The sequence below is a fragment of the Streptomyces sp. NPDC054765 genome (genome assembly GCF_053612065.1).
The window spans coordinates 92,181-110,686 of the sequence record NZ_JBSHBP010000006.1; the positions used below are offsets into that span (position 1 = coordinate 92,181).

General features: G+C 68.7%; 18 protein-coding genes, 3 tRNA genes and 2 pseudogenes. 12 read left to right on the forward strand and 11 right to left on the reverse strand.

Annotated features, from left to right (window positions below; genetic code table 11):
• Positions 1–54: 54 nt before the first annotated feature.
• Positions 55–918, forward strand: a complete 864-nt coding sequence (htpX, locus tag ACWGJY_RS06260; protein ID WP_453259625.1) for a zinc metalloprotease HtpX — start codon at positions 55–57, stop codon at positions 916–918.
• A gap of 123 nt (positions 919–1,041) precedes the next feature.
• Positions 1,042–1,158 (forward strand): annotated as a pseudogene (locus tag ACWGJY_RS06265) (YccF domain-containing protein); the annotation flags it as partial.
• Here the strand turns inward: ACWGJY_RS06265 and ACWGJY_RS06270 are convergent.
• The 4 genes from ACWGJY_RS06270 to ACWGJY_RS06285 all read right to left on the reverse strand — a co-directional run bounded on the left by ACWGJY_RS06270 (position 1,139) and on the right by ACWGJY_RS06285 (position 6,886).
• A complete protein-coding gene (locus ACWGJY_RS06270) occupies positions 1,139–3,112 on the reverse strand; it encodes a recombinase family protein (protein WP_453259626.1) in 1,974 nt (657 codons plus the stop codon). The pseudogene ACWGJY_RS06265 and the gene ACWGJY_RS06270 overlap by 20 nt on opposite strands.
• A 229-nt stretch (positions 3,113–3,341) precedes the next feature.
• A complete protein-coding gene (locus ACWGJY_RS06275) occupies positions 3,342–4,724 on the reverse strand; it encodes a replication initiator (RefSeq protein WP_453259708.1) in 1,383 nt (460 codons plus the stop codon).
• A gap of 312 nt (positions 4,725–5,036) precedes the next feature.
• Positions 5,037–6,524, reverse strand: a complete 1,488-nt coding sequence (locus tag ACWGJY_RS06280) for an FtsK/SpoIIIE domain-containing protein (protein WP_453259627.1) — start codon at positions 6,522–6,524, stop codon at positions 5,037–5,039.
• A complete protein-coding gene (locus tag ACWGJY_RS06285) occupies positions 6,524–6,886 on the reverse strand; it encodes an SCO3933 family regulatory protein (RefSeq protein ID WP_453259628.1) in 363 nt (120 codons plus the stop codon). Before ACWGJY_RS06285 ends, ACWGJY_RS06280 begins: the two co-directional genes overlap by 1 nt.
• Before the next feature lie 169 nt (positions 6,887–7,055).
• Here ACWGJY_RS06285 and ACWGJY_RS06290 point away from each other — a divergent pair, with 169 nt between their 5' ends.
• Together ACWGJY_RS06290 and ACWGJY_RS06295 are read left to right on the forward strand one after the other, a co-directional pair.
• Entirely contained in the window at positions 7,056–7,829 is a 774-nt protein-coding gene (locus tag ACWGJY_RS06290; RefSeq protein WP_453259629.1) for a GntR family transcriptional regulator, read from the forward strand.
• Between the two features lie 970 nt (positions 7,830–8,799).
• Positions 8,800–9,252 (forward strand): RICIN domain-containing protein, encoded by a 453-nt coding sequence (locus ACWGJY_RS06295; protein ID WP_453259630.1) that lies wholly within the window; start codon positions 8,800–8,802, stop codon positions 9,250–9,252.
• Positions 9,253–9,597: 345 nt separating this feature from the next.
• Here ACWGJY_RS06295 and ACWGJY_RS06300 read toward each other — a convergent pair whose 3' ends face one another.
• From ACWGJY_RS06300 to ACWGJY_RS06315, 4 genes are all read right to left on the reverse strand, one after another.
• Complete coding sequence (locus tag ACWGJY_RS06300; RefSeq protein WP_453259631.1) at positions 9,598–9,936, reverse strand: hypothetical protein; 339 nt, start codon at positions 9,934–9,936, stop codon at positions 9,598–9,600.
• A gap of 472 nt (positions 9,937–10,408) precedes the next feature.
• Positions 10,409–10,645, reverse strand: coding sequence for a DUF7848 domain-containing protein (locus ACWGJY_RS06305; RefSeq protein ID WP_453259632.1), 237 nt, complete (start codon positions 10,643–10,645; stop codon positions 10,409–10,411).
• Between the two features lie 202 nt (positions 10,646–10,847).
• Complete coding sequence (locus ACWGJY_RS06310) at positions 10,848–11,237, reverse strand: ATP-binding protein (RefSeq protein WP_453259633.1); 390 nt, start codon at positions 11,235–11,237, stop codon at positions 10,848–10,850.
• A gap of 173 nt (positions 11,238–11,410) precedes the next feature.
• The gene (locus tag ACWGJY_RS06315) at positions 11,411–12,622 is read right to left on the reverse strand and encodes a helix-turn-helix domain-containing protein (RefSeq protein ID WP_453259634.1); all 1,212 of its coding nucleotides are present in this window, start codon (positions 12,620–12,622) and stop codon (positions 11,411–11,413) included.
• A 110-nt stretch (positions 12,623–12,732) separates the two neighbouring features.
• On the opposite strand from ACWGJY_RS06315, the gene ACWGJY_RS06320 reads away from it, so the two are divergent.
• The 3 genes and pseudogenes from ACWGJY_RS06320 to ACWGJY_RS06330 form a co-directional block, all read left to right on the forward strand.
• Positions 12,733–13,209 carry an NUDIX domain-containing protein gene (locus ACWGJY_RS06320; RefSeq protein ID WP_453259635.1) on the forward strand — a complete coding sequence of 159 codons (477 nt, stop codon included), beginning with the start codon at positions 12,733–12,735 and terminating at the stop codon, positions 13,207–13,209.
• A gap of 159 nt (positions 13,210–13,368) precedes the next feature.
• A complete protein-coding gene (locus ACWGJY_RS06325; RefSeq protein ID WP_453259636.1) occupies positions 13,369–13,761 on the forward strand; it encodes a YccF domain-containing protein in 393 nt (130 codons plus the stop codon).
• 111 nt (positions 13,762–13,872) lie between these two features.
• Positions 13,873–14,162 (forward strand): annotated as a pseudogene (locus tag ACWGJY_RS06330) (YccF domain-containing protein); the annotation flags it as partial.
• A gap of 111 nt (positions 14,163–14,273) precedes the next feature.
• Here the strand turns inward: ACWGJY_RS06330 and ACWGJY_RS06335 are convergent.
• Positions 14,274–14,762: a YajQ family cyclic di-GMP-binding protein gene (locus tag ACWGJY_RS06335; RefSeq protein WP_018090929.1), complete on the reverse strand. Its 489-nt coding sequence runs from the start codon at positions 14,760–14,762 to the stop codon at positions 14,274–14,276.
• A 189-nt stretch (positions 14,763–14,951) separates the two neighbouring features.
• Between ACWGJY_RS06335 and ACWGJY_RS06340 the strand changes: the two genes are divergently transcribed.
• Positions 14,952–15,033 (forward strand) — tRNA-Tyr (locus tag ACWGJY_RS06340).
• 300 nt (positions 15,034–15,333) lie between these two features.
• Here ACWGJY_RS06340 and ACWGJY_RS06345 read toward each other — a convergent pair.
• Positions 15,334–16,002, reverse strand: a complete 669-nt coding sequence (locus ACWGJY_RS06345; RefSeq protein ID WP_453259637.1) for an NAD(P)H-binding protein — start codon at positions 16,000–16,002, stop codon at positions 15,334–15,336.
• Between the two features lie 76 nt (positions 16,003–16,078).
• Complete coding sequence (locus ACWGJY_RS06350; protein WP_453259638.1) at positions 16,079–17,341, reverse strand: amidohydrolase family protein; 1,263 nt, start codon at positions 17,339–17,341, stop codon at positions 16,079–16,081.
• Positions 17,342–17,523: 182 nt separating this feature from the next.
• On the opposite strand from ACWGJY_RS06350, the gene ACWGJY_RS06355 reads away from it, so the two are divergent.
• From ACWGJY_RS06355 to ACWGJY_RS06370, 4 genes are all read left to right on the forward strand, one after another.
• A tRNA-Thr gene (locus ACWGJY_RS06355) sits at positions 17,524–17,596 on the forward strand.
• A gap of 46 nt (positions 17,597–17,642) precedes the next feature.
• A tRNA-Met gene (locus ACWGJY_RS06360) sits at positions 17,643–17,715 on the forward strand.
• Between the two features lie 89 nt (positions 17,716–17,804).
• Entirely contained in the window at positions 17,805–17,969 is a 165-nt protein-coding gene (gene rpmG / locus ACWGJY_RS06365; RefSeq protein ID WP_006604855.1) for a 50S ribosomal protein L33, read from the forward strand.
• An 84-nt stretch (positions 17,970–18,053) separates the two neighbouring features.
• Positions 18,054–18,506 carry an FAS1-like dehydratase domain-containing protein gene (locus tag ACWGJY_RS06370; RefSeq protein ID WP_453259639.1) on the forward strand — a complete coding sequence of 151 codons (453 nt, stop codon included), beginning with the start codon at positions 18,054–18,056 and terminating at the stop codon, positions 18,504–18,506.

Sequence of the window (18,506 nt, forward strand, 5' to 3'; positions counted from 1 at the left end):
GAGTGGAGAAACGCAGCACAGGGTTCCCCTGCCGCACCGCTTGGAGGGCGTACGGTGCACCGCCGGCACAACGGGCTCAGGACCGCCGTACTCCTCGGGGGACTGTCCGCCCTCATCATCGTCATCGGCAGCCTGTTCGGCCGTACGGGCCTGATCATCGCCGTCGTCGTCGCCCTGGGCACCAACGCCTACGTGTACTGGAACAGCGACAAACTGGCCCTGCGGGCGATGCGCGCCCGCCCGGTCGGCGAGTTCGAGGCACCGCAGCTCTACCGCATGGTCCGTGAGCTCTCCACCACGGCCCGCCGGCCCATGCCGCGCCTGTACATCTCCCCGACCCAGGCGCCCAACGCCTTCGCCACCGGCCGCAACCCCCGCAACGCCGCGGTCTGCTGCACCGACGGCATCCTCCAGCTGCTCGACGAACGCGAGCTGCGCGGCGTCATCGGCCATGAGCTCAGCCATGTCTACAACCGCGACATCCTCATCTCCTCCGTCGCGGGCGCGCTGGCCTCCGTCGTGATGTTCCTCGTCAACTTCGCCTGGCTGATCCCCATAGGCCGCTCCGACGACGATGAGGGCCCCGGCCTCCTGGGCATGCTGCTGGTCATGATCCTCGGGCCGGTCGCGGCCTCGCTCATCCAGCTCGCCGTCAGCCGCTCCCGCGAGTACCAGGCCGATGCCTCCGGTGCCCAGCTCACCGGCGACCCGCTGGCCCTGGCCTCCGCCCTGCGCAAGCTGGAGGCCGGCACCCGGCAGCTGCCGCTCCCGCCCGAGCCGCGCCTGGAAACCGCCGGCCACATGATGATCGCCAACCCGTTCCGGCCGGGCGACGGCCTGTCCCGGCTGTTCTCCACCCACCCCCCGATGGACGAACGTATCGCCCGCCTCGAACAGCTGGCGGGCCGCCGCCCCTGACCCCCCGGGGACCGGTGGCCGTCACCAGGCGCCCGTCGCATCATGAGTGCAACGGTTCACCCGGCTCAGCGCGTCTGGCACGGCAGAGACATTCTCCGTCGTGCCCGTGGAAGGCTGCCGATCATGAAGTTCATCCTTAACGTCCTCTGGCTGGTCCTCAGCGGCTTGTGGCTGGCGATCGGCTACGTCGTCGCGGGCATCATCTGCTGCATCCTGATCATCACCATCCCGTTCGGGATAGTTCCTCGGGTAGCAGCATCAGACGCGGGTCGAGCTCCACCTCTACCCGCATAGGAGGCAGCAACTCATCGGCGGGCAGCGGGCACTGGGCGGTCCCGTTGAGCGCTGCTGAGACCCGGGCCCAGGTGCCGTTCTTGGACCAGGCCAGGAAGTGACAGGCGGCCGAGTGCGGTCGGGCGGTCTCGGAGGGAACTGCGTTCCACGACTCCCCGGTACGGGCCTTCCAGAAGATCGCGTTCACCGAACGGCGGACGGTGTCCCGGCGCCCCTTCGGCAGCAGAGGCGCGATCCGTTCCCAGTCGGCGTCGGAGAGTTCGGCGGCCGGAACCGTGGTGAGGCCCGCCGACCGGTACCACCGCTGGACGGGGCAGGGCACGCCGCCCTTGCGCACGGGTACCGGCCCCGTGATGAACACCTGCACTTTGAGCAGCGACATGTAGTCCGCCTGCCGGTGCGCATCCACTGCGGCGAGTTCCTCGCGAGCCATCTTGGCGATCTCCGCCAGCTCACGAGCCCTGTTTCCCGCGGCTTCCTTCTCCGCCAGCCAGTCGGCCGCATCGTCGCGCATGGCCTGCAACTGTGCACGCTCGGTTTGCAGGGCATCGGTGGCGGCCTGGATGGCCTGAGGAGCGTCGTCCTGCCCGGCCGTGCTCTTGGCGGTGGCGACGATCACTGCCGTGATGGAGGAGTCAAGACGCGCGATCTGCTGATCGAGGTCAGCGATGCGCTGTTCGTGCGCCGAGACGTCGCCGTCGGCCATGCCCACCCATTCGGCCGCCAGTTCTTCCAGTTTGTTGGAGTCACCGAGTGCTTTCACGATCTCGGCCCACACTGCGGATTCCAGGGCCGGGGCGTTGATGTACGAGCACTCGCACACCTCAGCCGTGAGGTCCTTGTCCTTCTTCCCGCTGCACCGGTAGAAGCGACCTCTCGGCTCCATCGATTCGCGGCTGTGCCCGGTGTAAGGAGCCCCGCACAGGCCGATGACCCGGCCGGACACGGGGTAGAAGGCACGGTTGCCGGAACTCTTCTTGGCTGTCGAAACCACCCCTCGACGCAGCGCCGCCGCTTCCCCTTCGGCGAGGATGCGGGGGAGGGGGATGACGACACGGTCCCCCCACACGGTGTTGCCGTCGGCATCGGTCGCCGCGTGGTGGCCGCGGAACAGCATCACCCCGTCGAGCACCGCGCGCGACATGATCCGGTCGCGGAGATTTTCGCGGGACCACGGTCGCCCGGAGCGAGTAGTGACACCCTCGGCGTTCAGCCGGATCGCGACCTGCCGCAAGTTCAGTCCGTCGTTCACCACCAGATCATGAACACGGCCGATCACCGCGGCCTCCGCCGAGTCGATGACGAGACGTGAGAGCCCGACCTTTCCCTGATCCTCGATTCGGTAGCCGTAAGGAGGCCGCCCCCCGATGTGCGGAGAGTTCGGGTCTTCCGCCTTTTCTTGAAGGCCGCCCTGCGTGCGCTCGCGGATCGTTTCCCACTCGGTTTCGGCGTAGTCCGCTTGGCGCCGCATTTCCTTGCGGCCACCGGCAGTGGTGTTGTCGATGTCGTCTTCCGAGATGGCGACGAAGATGCCGATATCTTCCAGCGCCCAGACCCACCGCCAGAAGGCGCGCCCGTTACGTCCGATCGCGCGCCCTTCTTTAACGACCACTACGTCGAAAGCGCGGTCGTGGGCGTCTGCCATCAGCTGGTTGAGGTGGGGGCGGTCTTCCGCAGCCAGGCTTCCGCTGACGCCGTCGTCGACATATGTGTCGACGTGCTCCCATTGCTTGCTCGCAATGTACTTGGCAGTCTTCCGGCCCTGGCTCGCGACGCCGTAGCCCTTCCGCTGTTCTTCGGTTGACACCCGGAGGTAGTCAACCGCCCTGAGGGTACGCCCGGCGACCGCGCGGGAGGCTACATCGGTTGCTCCGCGCTTCAGTGTGGTTCTATTGGCCATGTCGACTCCTACCAGTCGGCCAGCCCCGGGACGGTTGCAGCCGTCGCCGGGGCGCTTTGTTGTACGACAGCGTATCGCCCAGAACTGAGGCTGAGTTGGGACTATCGGATATTGCCCGCGCTGCGTGTGCTGGAGCCGAAGAGCAACCGCAAAAGTCGCTGCCACTCAGCTGGAGTTAGCTTCTCTCCCTTCTTGAGCACTACCTCAACTCGTTGCATGCCGACCCCCGTCAACCGCTCCACCGCCAATGCCGGTCTGAAATACGTTCCTCTTGCGCTATCTCGCGACTGCGGGCGAGGTCTTCGGCGACACCGGCGGCGATGAGGGCCGCACCGGGGGAGTGGCCGGATCCGGCATAGCGCCAGTGCGCATCGGTTACGGCATCGGGAATGCCGGCGACGTGCTCCCTGGTGGTGGCGCCCTGGTGCTCGGCACGCTCGGCGCGCAGAGCTGCATAAGTCGTCGAGTAGACACGAGATTTGGTGAGGATGTGGCCCCGGTAGCCGAGGGTGTGAGCCCAAGCGCGCAAGCGCAACGGCGCCAACTCGGGGAGGCCGCCGAGCCTCCAGCACGTAGAGATAAGGGTCCGGACGTGAGCTGACAACCGGCCCGCGGTGATGTCGTCCGGGCTGGTGATCGGGTGATCCAGGCCGATAGCGGTCTCGGCCGCGCCCTTGGTGACGTATTTGGCGACGTAGGCGGCTACGGCGTCGTCGGCCAGACCTTCACTTCCGCCGAAGGCTCGGAGCGGCCGGACATCGAGTTGGGAGCCCCAGCGCAGTTCGTGTTCTCCCAGAGCCCGGCTGTGCGCGGCACACAGGTGAACGGCCGCGGTAGCCGTACGTACAGCGGTGCCGAGGGCGTCAGAAGTCGCCCATGCCGGTGGCGGATCACCAGGTCCGTTCGCGCCGTCAAGACGCACCACCGCGTGAACGTGGAGGGCGGCGCGCCTTTGGTACTCGGCGACCTTGGCGTAGGAGATGCGGACCGCACGGCGCAGGCCGGTGCGGGTGCGCCCGGTGCGGGCGGCGAGGTGGTTGTAGAGGTTGTCCGTGAATGCCTTCCACAGCCGTCCGGCGTGCGCGTGCCATAGGACGTGGGCCGGGTAGTCGTAGCAGTCGGGGCACAGGGATTGTCCGGCGAGCGGATCGGCGGGGTCGTGGGTGGCGGGGCAGCCGAGCGGCCGACCGTGTTCGCAGTGGCCGGCGTTGCGGCGGGGGTGGCACCGCTCGTTGTCTGCGGTGACGCGGTGCACGGGCCCGAATGAGGGGGCGGTGAGGGTCACGAACAGCCGGGGGTGTTCCCGTACGTCCGCCGGTACGGTCTTGCCTCCGACGAGTCCCGCGCGGACGAGGTGGAAGGTGTCGCCGGCGTGGAGGCGGGAGCAGGGGGCGCATACGGTCTCGCGGCGGTTACGGCAGCGGACCAGCAGCCGCTCGCCCGGCTCGTGCGCGGTGTCGTAGTGGTGCAGGATCTCGCCGGTCGCGCCGTCGCGGGTGGTGGTGGCGCCCTTGAGGTGGATCGGGTGGGCGCAGCCGCCGGTAGCGGTGACCTGGGCGAGCCAACGGGAAAACTGCGAGTCCTGGGCCAGCAGGATGGCATCGCGGTCGATCTCGGAGAGCTGACGGAGGCGCGCCGCGCGGTTGAGTGCGGCGCGCCGGTCAGCCGAGGTGGTCTCGGCGGTGATGGTGGGGACCTCCCGGGGTGGGCCGCCGAGGCGGCGCGGATGGTGGCGGTTGGGTGGGATGGGTCCATGGCGATCACTCCTTGGGCTGGGTCGGGTGGGTGGTTAGCGGATGGTTCCGGTGCCCCGGCAGCAGCGGCAGCGCCGCCGGTGGCCAGTGGGGGTCTTGCGGTAGCGCTGCCCCTTGCAGACGGGGCAGCGGACGCGGCACATGGGCATCGCTTGGCGTCTTTCTGGTTGTCAGGTGCGGGTGGCGATGGAGATGAACCAGTGCACGAGGCCGTCTGCGGCGAAGACCAAGGGGGTCTGGCCCACGTACATGCCGAACAGGCCGATCAGGGCCGCCTCCCACCACTTGACGTCGCGGGAGCGGACGAGGAGTACGGTGATGATCCCGAAGACCAGGGCCAGCAGTACGGCTGACTGCTCGGTCATACGAGCGTCCCCCCTCCGGGTGTGTGCCAGGAACGGCGGACGAGGCGTCATCCTGGCGAACTCCGCCGCTGCCGCTCGCGCTTCGGCCGGCGTGGTCAGATGGGACCGGCCACGCATCCAGCCGCCCATGTCGCCGGTGGTGACCGCGACTCCGCGCTCGGCCTCACCGATGGACTGCGCGACAACTACCGCGTCCTTGTTCAAGTCGCCGAGTGCCATTTCGGCGGTGCCGGGGTCGTTGACCCGGTGGCAGATCCGGCCGCTGAGCTGGGCCCGTAGTGCGGTGACGCCGGGCCCGAGGTCCGAGCCCACGCGTTGGCCGGCCACCACCAGGTGCATGCCGAGGGCTGCGCCGAGCTGGGCAAGCCGCAAGAGGTAGGTCGTGCACTCCTCGGCTTCGGCGCGCTGTTCCTTGCTGCCGTTGGTCAGGTACAGCTCCGCCAGCTCATCGACGATCACGACGACCGGGACCGGCCGCGCCTTCTCAGGTAGCTCCCAGATCGAGCGGGCCCCCGCAAAACGGCAGGTCCTCATGCGGTCCTGCATCTCGGTGACCAGCGCGGCCAGCACGGTCACCGCCTCGCTGCGGCAGGTGGCCAGAGCCGAGAGCCGCATTTCCAGCAGGCCCAGTTCCATGCCTCCCTTGCAGTCGATACCGACCAGGGCGACCGGTTGCGGAGCAAGCTCGGTGACCAGCCGCGCCAGCAGCGTGGACTTCCCCGATTGCGTTGCGCCGACGATCAGCCAGTGCGGCACCCGCCGGAAGTCCATCCCCCAGGCACGGCCGCTCTCCAGCGTGCCGACCGTCGCCGACAGCAGCGCCGCCGACCCCGCCGCGGGGTGGTCCGTGTGCTCCAACGGGTCACGGGCCGTTGCCGTGATCAACACGACGCCACGTTCCGGGGAGACGACGCGCACTGTATGGACGCGCCAGGCGTGCGCGAAAGCGTCGGACGACGCGAGGAAGGGCGCCGGAGTCTGCCCCGCATGTAGCCGGACGCGCGCTTCCAGTCCGTACGGTGTGGCGCGCGGGAAGGAGAGGCGCGGGGTGCGTGTGCGCAGCGGCTCGCCCTTGACCTCCAGGTCACCCAGGACGCGCCTGTTCGGTTTGTGGGAGACGGTCAGGCCGTTGAGGTAGGCGACCCGGCGCCAGGTGAACACCACGCGCAGCGCGGTGAGGGGGTAGGCGGCGAGGTACCAGTGCCTCTGCGGTTGCCGCCGTTGCAGCTCGTTGCCGAAGACCAGCACCCAGATCAGCAGCGCGAGGGCACAGGTGAACAGGATCGACCCCATCAGGCGCCACCCCCCTTGCCCGCAGAGCCGGCAGCCGCGGCAGGCGCAACGGGTACGGGGGTGACGGCGGACGCTCGGAAGCTGATTCCGTGCCGGTCGCCCATGGCCCACGCGAAGGCTTCCATGCCGGTCACGCGCACTTCGGTGCCTTCCACGACTCCCTTGGGCTCGCCGGGAACGGCGATCTCGATCACCGAGACCCGACGCCCGTCCTGACGGACCGTCACGCCAACGGTGTAGATGGTGTTTCCGTCGCGGTCCTTCTTGACCTGCTTGGTTTCGAAGTCCGCGATCTTCGGTTCAGGCTCGACCGCGCACCGCAGTACGCCGAGCCGAGAGGTGTCCACAGGGATGGACTGCATGAGTCTGGGCCTCCTTGGCCGTGCAGATATGGGACGTCATGTGACGTCACTCGTACTTACGAGTTGCCTCCACTATGCACACCTTGACCCGCCAGGGCAAGAACTTATGCTTACGAGTGACGTCAGATAACGTCACGACAGCCGACAACAGGTGATGAGGAGACCCGCCATGGCAGAGATCCAGCGACCCGGCGCGCTGTACCAGCAGGTTGCCGCCGAGATCCGCAACGGCATCGTCGAAGGCGAGTACAAGCCCGGCGCCCCTCTCCCCTCCGAAGCCCAGCTCATCGAGCGGTACGGGGTCAGCCGCCCGACCGTGCGAAAGGCCATCTCCGCGCTCCGCGCCGAAGGGCTGATCGAAGTGATCCACGGCAAGGGCAGCTACGTCCGCGCTCTCCCCGCTCCAGCGGTGAACATCGCGCGGACCATCACCCGCAGCGGCAAGACCTTCCGCACCGGCCACCACGACTGGCAGCAGATCGAGGCCCCCACCGTCTACCGGACCAAGACCACGGCGACCACGGGCCCGCTACTGGGACTCGCCGAAGGGGAAGCACTGTTCGCCGTCGACCGGCTGTTGTCCGACCCGGGCACCGACACACGCGCCCTGCACCGCGTGCTCATCCCGTTCGCCACGGCCGCCGACGAGGCCGACCAGCTCGGCGACGCCCCGGACACCGAACCGGAGCAGATCTACGCCCTTCTCACCGCGGCCGGGCACAAGCTCACCTGGGACGAGACCGTGAGCGCCCGCATGCCCCTGCCCGACGAACGCGACGCGCTACGGGTCCCCGATGCGACCCCGATCCTCCAGGCCTCACGCGTGACCCTCGGAACCGACCGCCGCCCCCTGATCCTCGAAGAGCTGCGCACCGGCGCCGACCGCGCCCAACTCGCCTACCACCTCACCGCCGACAGCCCCCGCGCCCTCCACGCCGTCTGAGCCCGCCGCCCGGCGTCTGTCGAAACCTGTCTTCACTTACTCAAGGGCGCGCCCCTGGCGCGCCGGGCGGTCAGGCCGCCCCGCCGGGCTGCGGCCTGCCGGCCGGTCCCGGCGGACGCCCACCGCCCGCACCAACACGGCCCTGAACGTCTGAAGACTCCATCTACGCCTCGGGCACGGCAGAACCATCGAGCGGCTCACATGGCGGGCGCTCCGCCGAGTGCCGCTCTCATCGTTGCGCGCGCCAAGGCGGCTGGCTGCGAGGGGAGAGGTGGGGGCGCGGGTCTGGAGATCGCACTGCCCCGGCCGTGAAAGCTGGGCACCGTACTCCCGCCGTCACCGATGCAGGCGCGTGAGGAGACCGAACGGCCCGGCTGTGGCCGAGGGGGAGCGGGCAGCTGCCGCGCTGTGGCTGAGCCCGTCATGGGCGCTCCGCTCAGCGCGGCGACATGGTGGTGACGCGTTCGGCTGCGGGGTGTGGGTGGCAAGGTGCAGTGCGGCAACGGTGTCTTCATCAGAGGTGCCAGCCCGATTCGCGGCCAGCGTAAGTAGCTGTTGTCGTTCCGATCTTGAGGGGTGGGCTTCGAACGGGGGCCTCGATCGGGTGATCGCAGCTGGCCGGGGCAGGGGAACAGGGCCTCTTGGTAGCGCGGGGTTGCGAAGCCAACCGAGTTGGGGTGTCGGTAAGAACGCTGTCACCGGCCGCAAATGGCGGTGATCTTCCGAGGGGCGAGCCCCTGGGGCGCGCGCCGTAGCGCGCCTCTTGGAGGTGTGCTGCGGCTTCACCCTCGTCGGTGGTGTGGACGGCACTGACGGGTGACGTCGTCCGGCAGCGATGTCCTGCTGCGGGTAGCCCTGGTGCACTCGTGCCGGACCCGAACCGCAGGAACCATCACCCTTGGAGGACCGAATGAAGGCACGACGAGGTTGGACGGCGGCACGTCGATGGACGGCGGTCGCCGCAGGAGCGGTGGCGCTGGCCGGAACGCTGTCGACGGCGACCGCGACGGCAGCCGCGAGCGCCCCGGCTGGGCACCGGGTAATCAACTACGCCGGCGAGTGCCTGGACATCGCGGCCGGCAGCCCCCAGGACGGCGCGCAGCTCGTCCAGAACAACTGCACGGGCGCGGGGAGTCAGAACTTCAGCTTCGACTCCGGCTCCCTGTATGAGCAACAGGTCAATACGTTCACAGGCAAGTGCTGGGACATCCCGGGCAACGGTCACCAGTACGGGGTCATCCAGTACTACTGCAACGGTGCCGCGAACCAGAGGTTCAGGTTCGTTCCCACCGGAGGCGGGAGGTACGAGATCCGCACTAACCTAGGCTGGTGCCTGACTGCGATCGACGGCAACGTGCCTGGCGCGCGCCTCCACCTGTACCCCTGCACGGGGGAGGCGATCCAGCAGTTCTACGTGAGCTGACTCCTACAGCGCTGGTCGGGGCTGGACACGGTGGGCTTGGGCCGGTGCTGCCGGGGCCTTAGCTGGGCCCCAGCGCCCCGCTTCCCGCGGCACCGACCGGCGCGGCAAGGAGGCCGACGGCATCCGCAACCTCCCTTGGAGCAACGACACGACAGGTCGCCACTCCCACGGAACCACCAGCCCTATCCCTGACCAGCGAATACGCTGCCATCAGGTTCGGAAAGACAACAGCTTCTAAGACCCCTGTTCTCTCGCCCCGTGGCAGCTCCCGCCCAAAGTCTCCACGACCACCGGCGCTTCCACAGTGCACCAGCCGGGCACCGCGCGTCCCGCACCGCCTACCCCTCACCCCGCCTTACGCCACTGGGCAGCTGCCACACGCGCCAACTTGGCCACCTCCCGCGCAGTCGCGGACGACAGTTCCAGCCGCACCACCCCGGAACCGTCTGTGGCCGTGCTGGCCTGGAGCTTCGCTCCCGCCACATCCACACCAGCCGCCGTCAGCGCGTCACCCAGCTCCCCCGCCGCCTGCGTCGCATCTCGCCAGCCGGTTACGTAGTCCACCCCACGCACCCAGAGCATCGCGTCAGGGTCGAACTGCTCACCCTCGAACCCGAACGCCTCATCCCCCGGCCCGAACAACACGTGCCACCCCTTCCACCCTTGCGGTTTGTTCTTGATCAAAAAGGGGCAATCGCACGAGCGCACGACGAGAGCCCCGGTACCATCTGGCACCGGGGTCCTCGCGGATCCCTCCGGACCACCCCGGTTGCTGGCCGGCGCGGGGGTGGTCCGGTCTTGCTATTACGGACATTTGGCGCGCACAACGCGCTACGGCGGGGGATCGGCGCGGCTAGGGCGCGAGGACCCGCACCCCGTCGCAGGGCCGCTCATCGCGGTGTCCGTTGCATGCCCAAAAGGGCAGTCGCGACGGGGTCACCTCACCCACGGCTTGTGGGGGCAGTTGGGGTGAGGCCCGCAGATGGGGCAGTTCGGCGGCATGGCGCCTTCCTTTCGTAGGAGTGGGGTGTGTGGCAGGCGCCTGGTGGCTCCCGTGCAGATACGAGAGCGGCACAGGAGCCGTCAGGCGGGGTTCAGGGTTGTGCTGCGCAGGCCACGGCAGCAGGGCGAGGCCTGCGCAGCACAGCGCGCGTGCTCACTCCCGCACTGTCTTCGGAACGGCGTGGAAGAAGCAGGTGTGCACGGCGCGGAACAGTTTGTGGTGGGTGCGCCCGGCGTGCTTGAGCGCCCAGTCCTGCGGGCTGCCCGGCTCCTCCGCCGCCTCTGAGGTGGCGTCGCACGACATGCATTCCATCTCGAATATCGGCACGCTGTCGGACGTCTCCAGCTTCAGCACCCAGTCCGCGAAGCGCCAGATCTTGGTGAGCGCCATTACCGCCGCCTCCGTCCGTCACGACACACGGCCAGTTCTTCCCTGGCATCGAAACGGAGCGACGGCCCGTCCTTGAAACTCAGCACCACCGCAGGACGCCCCGACGCACGAAGGCCGGAACGGACGCCCCTGACCTCTCGCCACCGACCGCCGACGCGCACCATGTCGCCATCCCGCACCCTCAGCACCGACAACCGCGCCATCACGCCTCACCTCCGCCGGGGACCGCGACAACGGCCCATACCGCTTTCCCGATGCCGCCATCCCGCACTTCCGTGCCCCAGCAAGCAGCCAGCTCGGCGACGACCGTCAGACCCCGGCCACCGCAGTCGTCGGGCATACGCGGTTGCGGCCAGTTCTGGGCAGCGTCATGCACCTCGATACGAATGCCTCGTGGCTCCCGGGAAAACCGCGTCTCGATCTCCCGACCGCGGGAGACACGTGCATGGCGCACGGCATTGGTCAGCAGCTCGGACAGCACCAAGAGGGCATCGTCGGTAAGCGTGGCCAGACCCCAACGAGCCAGCAGCTGGCGCAACTCAGCCCGTGCCAGCGCGACGCAGCGCGGATGCCGAGCCCAGCGGCTCACCACCAGCCGGCTCCCGGCCCCGGTTGTGCTTCTTCGGGCGACCGTCACCCTGCGATTCACCGTCGCTCACCGCCTTCCAGACGCCAACGGGACGTCGAATGGCGTGACGGTAAGCCCTCAAACAGCAGCGGACCCGGAAGGAAATTCCGGGTCCGTGATTCTTCTTCGGTGTCGCGTTACGCGATCGCCCCGAGGGCGACGGCGAGTTGCTGCGCATCCCGTCGCCGGGTGCGTTTGTGCAGCCTACGTGCCAGGTCTCGCGCGAACTCGTGGGCCCTCATCTGCTCCGGGGCAGTGGCGTAGGCCCGCTTGAGATTGTCCACCGCGTCATCGGTCTGTCCAGCTTCCCCGTAGGCGCGAGCGACGTCCAGTCGTAGCCGAGCCCGCCGCTCCTTGGGAAGACCGACCGCCCGCACCGTGGGCGCTATAGCCACGGCCAGTTGAACGTCCTGGAACTCAAGAGCGGTCGCCAGCCGATGGATCCCTACGTTCGCAGGTCCGAAGGCAGTCCACATCTCATTCGCGTCAGTGCCCAGCCGGTCGGCCGCCTCCTGAGCCTTGCCGATCATGTAGTCGGTCATCGACCGATTCCGCATCCGGGCGGCAGCCATGGAGCCGTTGAGGAACAGTGAGCCGTACAACGACAACGCCGTCGGCGAGGACTTCCACCAGTTCTGCTCCAGGTCGTCAGTACTGTCCAGCGTGCTGTTCACCGCTTCCGCCGCCATGCTCGCCCCGAGCTGGACGTGGGCGATTGCCCGCCTCAAAGACAAGATGACTGCGGGGTCACCCGACTCAAGCGCCGCGATCTCACCTTGATCCGCAGCCGTCCACGCCAAGTTGGTCTCGCCCAGCTTCCTCAGTACCGCCGTCGCCACATGGCACGTCAGCGCGAACAGTCGAAGCGCTTGAACGCGTTCGTTCCCAGACCCCCGCTCATTCATCGCGAGCCGCGCATCAGCCAGCAATCCGGGCAGCCGCTCGGCCAGCGCGGCGAATTCCCCGGCTTGATACCGCTCCCATGCGTCCGCGACCTCCACCGCCAGCCGTTCCAGCCGCATCGGTTCCCGGTCGGCGACCAGTGACCCGGCCAATCGCCGGGACTGCATCAGCGCGGCTCGTATGGCGGGCACGCCGCCGACGAACCCGTTGTGGTCCTCCAGCAGCACCGGAACACCTTGCAGATCTTCGATGGGAACGCGCAGTGCATCGGCCAGATCCGCCAGCATCTTGACGTTGTTCACGGGAATCCGGCCGGACTCGACCCGGTACACCCAGTCTTCGGATCGCCTCACCAGTTCGCCGAGTTGCAGCTGACTCTGCCCCCGACGCTTGCGGTAGAACTTCACGCGTTTGCCGAACTCAAGATGGTCAGTCATGCCGCGCATGGCCGCGCTCCCCTCACTATGCCCGACTGAGTGTCACACGCTGTGCACAACGAATGACAGAGGCCAAGGCATCTCTCGACCGCCAGACGACGGCCGATAGGGTCGGCGACATGGCCGAGAACGAGCAGGAACAGCGCATGGCGACCCCTCGGATGGCAGCGGGCGCGCTGTTCTTCAACGACCAGGACCAGGTCCTCTTGGTCAAGCCGTCGTACAAGCCGAAGTGGGAGATCCCGGGCGGGTACATCGAGCATGGTGAGTCGCCGCTGGCCGCCTGCCGTCGTGAGGTCAAGGAAGAGCTGGGCATCAGTCCCGGCATCGGCCCGTTGCTGGTAGTCGACTGGGCGCCGAGCGATGCCGAGGGTGACAAGGTTCTGTACGTCTTCAACGGCGGCCAGCTCCTCGCAGACGAGGTGGCCGCGATCACCCTTGCACCTGACGAACTGCTGGCCGCCGAGTTCCACCCGGTCGAAGAGCTCGACGACCTCTTGATTCCTCGTCTCGCTCGCCGGGTGAAGGCAGCGATCGCGGCGCGTGCGCAGGCACACCCTCAGTACCTTGAGCACGGCCAGCTCCCCGCGAGCTGAGGGCGACCGCTGGCGTCACGTGACCGGGCAGCGAGTGGCCGTGTCCACACAGTTGCGAGACATTCGAGATGGGGGTCACCGCCCGCAACGGTTTACCGGTGTGGGTGCGTCTAGCAGGGCAGATCGTTTCTCCGATGTGCCCGTGGAAGGCTGCCGATCATGAAAACCATCCTCAACGTCATCTGGCTGGTCCTCAGCGGCTTCTGGCTGGCGCTCGGCTACGTCCTCGCGGGCATCATCTGCTGCGTCTTGATCATTACTATTCCATTTGGCATTGCCAGCTTTCGTATCGCGGGCTACGCCCTGTGGCCGTTCGGTCGGACGACCGTGGAGCGCCGCGATGCTGGCGCCGGCTCGATGATCGGCAACGTGATCTGGATCATCTTCGCGGGCTGGTGGCTGGCCCTGGGCCACATCGTCACCGGCCTCGTCCTGTGCGTGACGATCATCGGCATCCCGTTCGGCATCGCCAACTTCAAGATGATCCCGATCTCCCTCATGCCACTGGGCCGCGACATCGTCCCCACGGAGCAGCCCTTCGCGACCCGCTGAATGGGTGAGGACGGGTGCCCGGTGCACCCGCCCTCACTGGCAAATCCCCTGGTCAGACCGTGACGGAGAACCGGATCGGCTTTGTTGCGCGATCCTGCCCGTCAGTGAAGCATCCCGTTCGGCATCGCGTCCTTCCGGATCGCGGGATACGCCCTGTGGCCCTTCGGCCGCACGACCGTCGTACGCCACGACGCCGGCGTCGGCTCGGCGATCGGCAATGTCATCTGGATCATCTTCGCGGGCTGTGGCTGGCCTTGGGGCACATCCTCACCGGCATCGCCCTGTGCGTGACGATCATCGGAATCCCGTTCGGCATCGCCAACTTCAAGATGATCCCGATCTCCCTGATGCCCCTGGGCCGCGACATCGTCCCCACCGACGAGCCGTTCGCCGCCCGCTGACCGCGGCCGGTCCCCGGCCCGGTTCCGCTCCCCGCATCCGGCCCGGACACACGGGTGGGGCGGCACGCCGAAGCGCGCCGCCCCATCCCGTGGCACCCGGAAGCCGGGCCGCTACCGGTAGTTCACGAACTGCAGGGCGAAGTCCAGGTCCTTGCCCTTCAGCAGCTGCTGCACCGCCTGCAGGTCGTCCCGGCTCTTCGAGCTGACCCGCAGCTCGTCGCCCTGCACCTGCGCCTTGACGCCCTTCGGGCCCTCATCGCGGATGATCTTGGCGACCTTCTTGGCGTTGTCCTGCGAGATCCCCTCCTCGATCGAGGCGAAGATCTTGTACTCCTTGCCCGAGGCCTGCGGCTCGCCGGCGTCCAGCGCCTTCAGCGAGATCCCGCGCTTGACCAGCTTGGACTGGAAGATGTCGAGTACGGCCTTCACCCGCTCCTCGGCGTTGGCCCGCATCTCGATCTTCTCGCCCGACCACTCGATCGACGCGCCCACGCCCTTGAAGTCGTAGCGCTGCGAGATCTCCTTGGCGGCCTGGTTGAGGGCGTTGTCGACCTCCTGCCGCTCTACCTTCGAGACGATGTCGAAACTGGAGTCGGCCATGTTGAGTTGGCTCCTCGTACGTAGATCTGTCAGGGGCGCGGCCCGTCCCCGGACCGCCTGCCAAGCCTAGCCACCCGGCCAAGATCCAGCGCTCCCGAATCGAGTGGCGAACCACCCCCAGCCATCGGGTATGGTTTACGTCGTTGCCACCGAGCACCGCCCACAGCGGTTCTCTCGGCAGCAAACCCAGGCGGTGTGCCCGAGCGGCCAAAGGGAGCAGACTGTAAATCTGCCGGCTCAGCCTTCCCAGGTTCGAATCCTGGCGCCGCCACAGGTTGTGAACGGCCCCTGATCTGCAGAAATGCGGATCAGGGGCCGTTTTCTTGGCCGTTTTCCTTCCCGGGGCGCTCCGAGTGGCCCAGCGGTTCACGTGTCGGCGACGCCACCCGGCGCCCGCTCGCCCCCTCAGCCCGCTCGCCCCCCTCGCCCGTACGGCGTCCGTTTCTCCTGCACGGTGCCGCAACTGCCGCGGTCCGGGCCTGCGCTGGAGGCCGGTCAGCGGCCCCCGGCCGGCCCGGCCCGCACCGGCGGACCGGGGCCCGGCAGCGCCGCCGTACTCCCGGCCGGCGCGCTACCCGCGGTGCGCCGCCACCGCCCGCACCGCCTCCGCCACCGGCACCTCCCCGCTGATCAGCTCCAACGTCCGGCCGATGGTGCCCGGTTCGTCGAGCAGCGCCATCAGGGTGGCTGCGACATCATCGCGGGGGACTGCGCCGCGACCGGTCTTCTCGGCCGGCTTCACCCGGCCCGTTCCGGGGTCGTCCGTCAGCCGGCCGGGCCGCAGGATCGTCCAGTCCAGGCCGGCGCGGGACCGGATGTCCGTGTCCGCGGCGGCCTTGGCCCGCAGGTAGGCGGCGAAGACCGGGTCGGTGCCCTCGGGGGGCTCGCGGTCCGCGCCCATCGAGGAGATGACGAGGAAGCGCCGTACGCCCGCCGCCTCGGCCGCGTCCGCGAAGAGCACCGTCGCGCCGCGGTCCACCGATTCCTTGCGCTCGACGCCGCTGCCCGGTCCCGCACCCGCCGCGAAGACAGCCGCGTCGGCGCCCTCCATGTGCCGGGCTACGTCCTCCACCGACGCCGACTCCAGGTCGCAGACCACCGGCTCGGCCCCCGCGGCCAGCACGTCGCCGGCCTGTTCCGGCCGGCGGATGATGCCCGCGACCTCGTCCCCGCGCCCGGCGAGCAACCGCTCCAGCCGCAGCGCGATCTGACCATGTCCACCTGCGATGACAATGCGCATGATCCCGACCGTACGCCGAAGGGCCGCCGCGCGGTGCGGGACCGGCCGGTGGCCGCCGCCTTCTCGCCGCCGCGGCTCAGCGCTGCGACTGCCGCGGCAGCTCCAGCGCCACCTCCGCCGCCGAGTCGCAGTACTCCCGCACCGCACTGGTACGCGCGACCACCCGCCCGCGGTGGATCACGATCCGGCTGTAGGCCAGCGAGAGCACCCCGGCGATCCGCTCCCCGCGCACCGCCAGCAGCTCCGCGGGGAAGCCCGCCTCGACGCGTACCTCCGGCAGGCCCAGGGTCGCCCGCGCCGCCGCACTCACGGTCTCGTACGCCGCCTCCGGCGTGGCCTCACCCAGCGAGGCCAGGAGATAGGCGGCCTCCAAAGGGTCGCCGCGCCCCACCGGGTTGGCCACGTCCCGCAGCGCCCCGCTGCCCGCCGCCACCCGCACCCCGGCCGCCCGCAGCAGCCGTACGGGCGCCGGCCGCGACACCCGTGAGCCGTACCGCTCCAGTCCCGTGCAGTCGCCCTGCGGCAGACAGACGACGGCGACCCCGGCGGCCGCCAACTGCTCGGCGACCCGCGCCGCGACGCTCCGTGGCATCCGCGCCATCCCCGCGCACGGCCCGAGCGCGACCCCGGGCCGCAGCCCGCCCGCCATCGCCGCGAACCGCGCCAGCCGCGCCGGATCGTCGCCGTCGGTGTGCAGATCCACCGGACAGCCGTGCTCCCCGGCCAACTCCAGGACCGTCTCGACGTACCCGGCCGGGTCGGGGTCGAGATCCGGGCAGCCGCCGATGACGGAGGCGCCCATCTTCGCGGCGTCCCGCAGCATCGCCAGCCCGTCCGCACCGGCCACCCCGGTCAGCACCCGCGGCACCGCGACCGCCGCCAGATCGGCCAGCCCGCGCAGCGACCTGCGGGCCTGCAGCACCGCCTCCAGCGAACGCAGTCCCTGTACGTCACCGATCCTGACGTGGCTGCGCGATGCGGTGGCGCCGTGCCCCAGCTGCAGCAGTGCCGCCTCGGTCGTCCGCCGCTGGACGTCCTCGGGGGAGCCGGAGGCAGGGCCGTCGGAGTCCGCCGTCAGGGCGGTGTCGCAGTGCGCGTGGGGTTCGGCGGGGGCGGGGAGCAGGAGGTAGCCGGCGAGGTCGACGCGGGCACCTTGCGGGGCGAGACTGCCGGCCGTCCCGACGGCCTCGATGCGTCCGCCGCCGAGCCGTACGTCCACCGTCCGGCCATCGGCGAGCCGGGCGCCGCACAGAACCAGCGCACCGCTGTCCGACCTGGCGTACCGGCCGGCGCCGCCCGGCTTTCCCGGCTGGGGCTGCGGCGAACTGCTGTCGGACATCGCGCTCCTCGAAGCCACCGGCGTGCAAGATCACGCAGCGTTCTTCCGAGCCTAGGGCGCTGCCGGGAGAGCTTCGCGCAGGCGCGAAATAGTCGTACCGGTGTGGTGCGCGGGGCCGTTGGGGCACGGCCCGGATACGGATTTCACGTTTGGCGGCGGGCCGTGTAATGTCTTCATCGCTCGCCCCAATAGCTCAGTCGGCAGAGCGTCTCCATGGTAAGGAGAAGGTCTACGGTTCGATTCCGTATTGGGGCTCTGATGTGTGAGGTTCCCGTCTTCGGGCGGGGTCCCCTCGCATCACAGCGGTGTAGCTCAGTCGGTAGAGCAAGCGGCTCATAATCGCTGTGTCACCGGTTCAAGTCCGGTCACCGCTACTGACAGTAGCCGATTGTGGGGTCGGTCCTCCGATCGGCTACTCTTTTATGCGTTAATCCGACCGCCCGTCCGTCCAAGGAGCACTCACGTGGCTGCCACCGACGTCCGCCCGAAGATCACGCTGGCCTGCGTGGAGTGCAAGGAGCGGAACTACATCACCAAGAAGAACCGGCGTAATGACCCGGACCGTCTTGAGATGAAGAAGCACTGCCCCCGTTGCAACTCGCACACCGCGCACCGCGAGACGCGATAACACAGGCTCGTTCGTGAGGCCGTCCCCATTGGTGGGGGCGGCCTCACGGCGTTATCACCATCAGTACAGGGAGGTTGCGAGCCCATGGCGCTCGACCAGTCTTTTGTCGGACGCACGTACCCGCCCACCGACCCGTACGAGGTCGGCCGGGAAAAGATCCGCGAATTCGCCGAGGCGATCGGTGACACCAACCCCGCCTACACGGACGCCGAAGCGGCCAAGGCGCTGGGGCACTCCGATGTGATCGCACCGCCGACTTTCGTGTTTGCGATCACCTTCAAGGCCGCGGGGCAGGTCATCGAGGATCCGCAACTCGGTCTGGACTACAGCCGGGTGGTGCACGGCGACCAGAAGTTCGCCTACACCCGGCCGGTGCGCAGCGGGGACCGGCTGAGCGTCACCTCCACCATCGAGGCCATCAAGTCCCTGGCCGGCAACGACATCATCGACATCCGCGGTGAGGTCCACGACGAGGCGGGCGAACATGTCGTGACGGCCTTCACCAAGCTGGTGGCCCGCGCCGCGAAGGAGGCCTGA

Excerpts from the sequence above, each read along its gene's own strand:
- ACWGJY_RS06270 (WP_453259626.1), bottom strand. The coding sequence starts at position 3,112 with ATGGCCAATAGAACCACACTGAAGCGCGGAGCAACCGATGTAGCCTCC.
- ACWGJY_RS06280 (WP_453259627.1), bottom strand. The coding sequence starts at position 6,524 with ATGGGGTCGATCCTGTTCACCTGTGCCCTCGCGCTGCTGATCTGGGTG.
- ACWGJY_RS06285 (WP_453259628.1), bottom strand. The coding sequence starts at position 6,886 with ATGCAGTCCATCCCTGTGGACACCTCTCGGCTCGGCGTACTGCGGTGC.
- ACWGJY_RS06290 (WP_453259629.1), top strand. The coding sequence starts at position 7,056 with ATGGCAGAGATCCAGCGACCCGGCGCGCTGTACCAGCAGGTTGCCGCC.
- ACWGJY_RS06305 (WP_453259632.1), bottom strand. The coding sequence starts at position 10,645 with ATGGCGCTCACCAAGATCTGGCGCTTCGCGGACTGGGTGCTGAAGCTG.
- ACWGJY_RS06315 (WP_453259634.1), bottom strand. The coding sequence starts at position 12,622 with ATGCGCGGCATGACTGACCATCTTGAGTTCGGCAAACGCGTGAAGTTC.
- ACWGJY_RS06320 (WP_453259635.1), top strand. The coding sequence starts at position 12,733 with ATGGCCGAGAACGAGCAGGAACAGCGCATGGCGACCCCTCGGATGGCA.
- ACWGJY_RS06325 (WP_453259636.1), top strand. The coding sequence starts at position 13,369 with ATGAAAACCATCCTCAACGTCATCTGGCTGGTCCTCAGCGGCTTCTGG.
- ACWGJY_RS06335 (WP_018090929.1), bottom strand. The coding sequence starts at position 14,762 with ATGGCCGACTCCAGTTTCGACATCGTCTCGAAGGTAGAGCGGCAGGAG.
- ACWGJY_RS06345 (WP_453259637.1), bottom strand. The coding sequence starts at position 16,002 with ATGCGCATTGTCATCGCAGGTGGACATGGTCAGATCGCGCTGCGGCTG.
- ACWGJY_RS06350 (WP_453259638.1), bottom strand. The coding sequence starts at position 17,341 with ATGTCCGACAGCAGTTCGCCGCAGCCCCAGCCGGGAAAGCCGGGCGGC.
- ACWGJY_RS06370 (WP_453259639.1), top strand. The coding sequence starts at position 18,054 with ATGGCGCTCGACCAGTCTTTTGTCGGACGCACGTACCCGCCCACCGAC.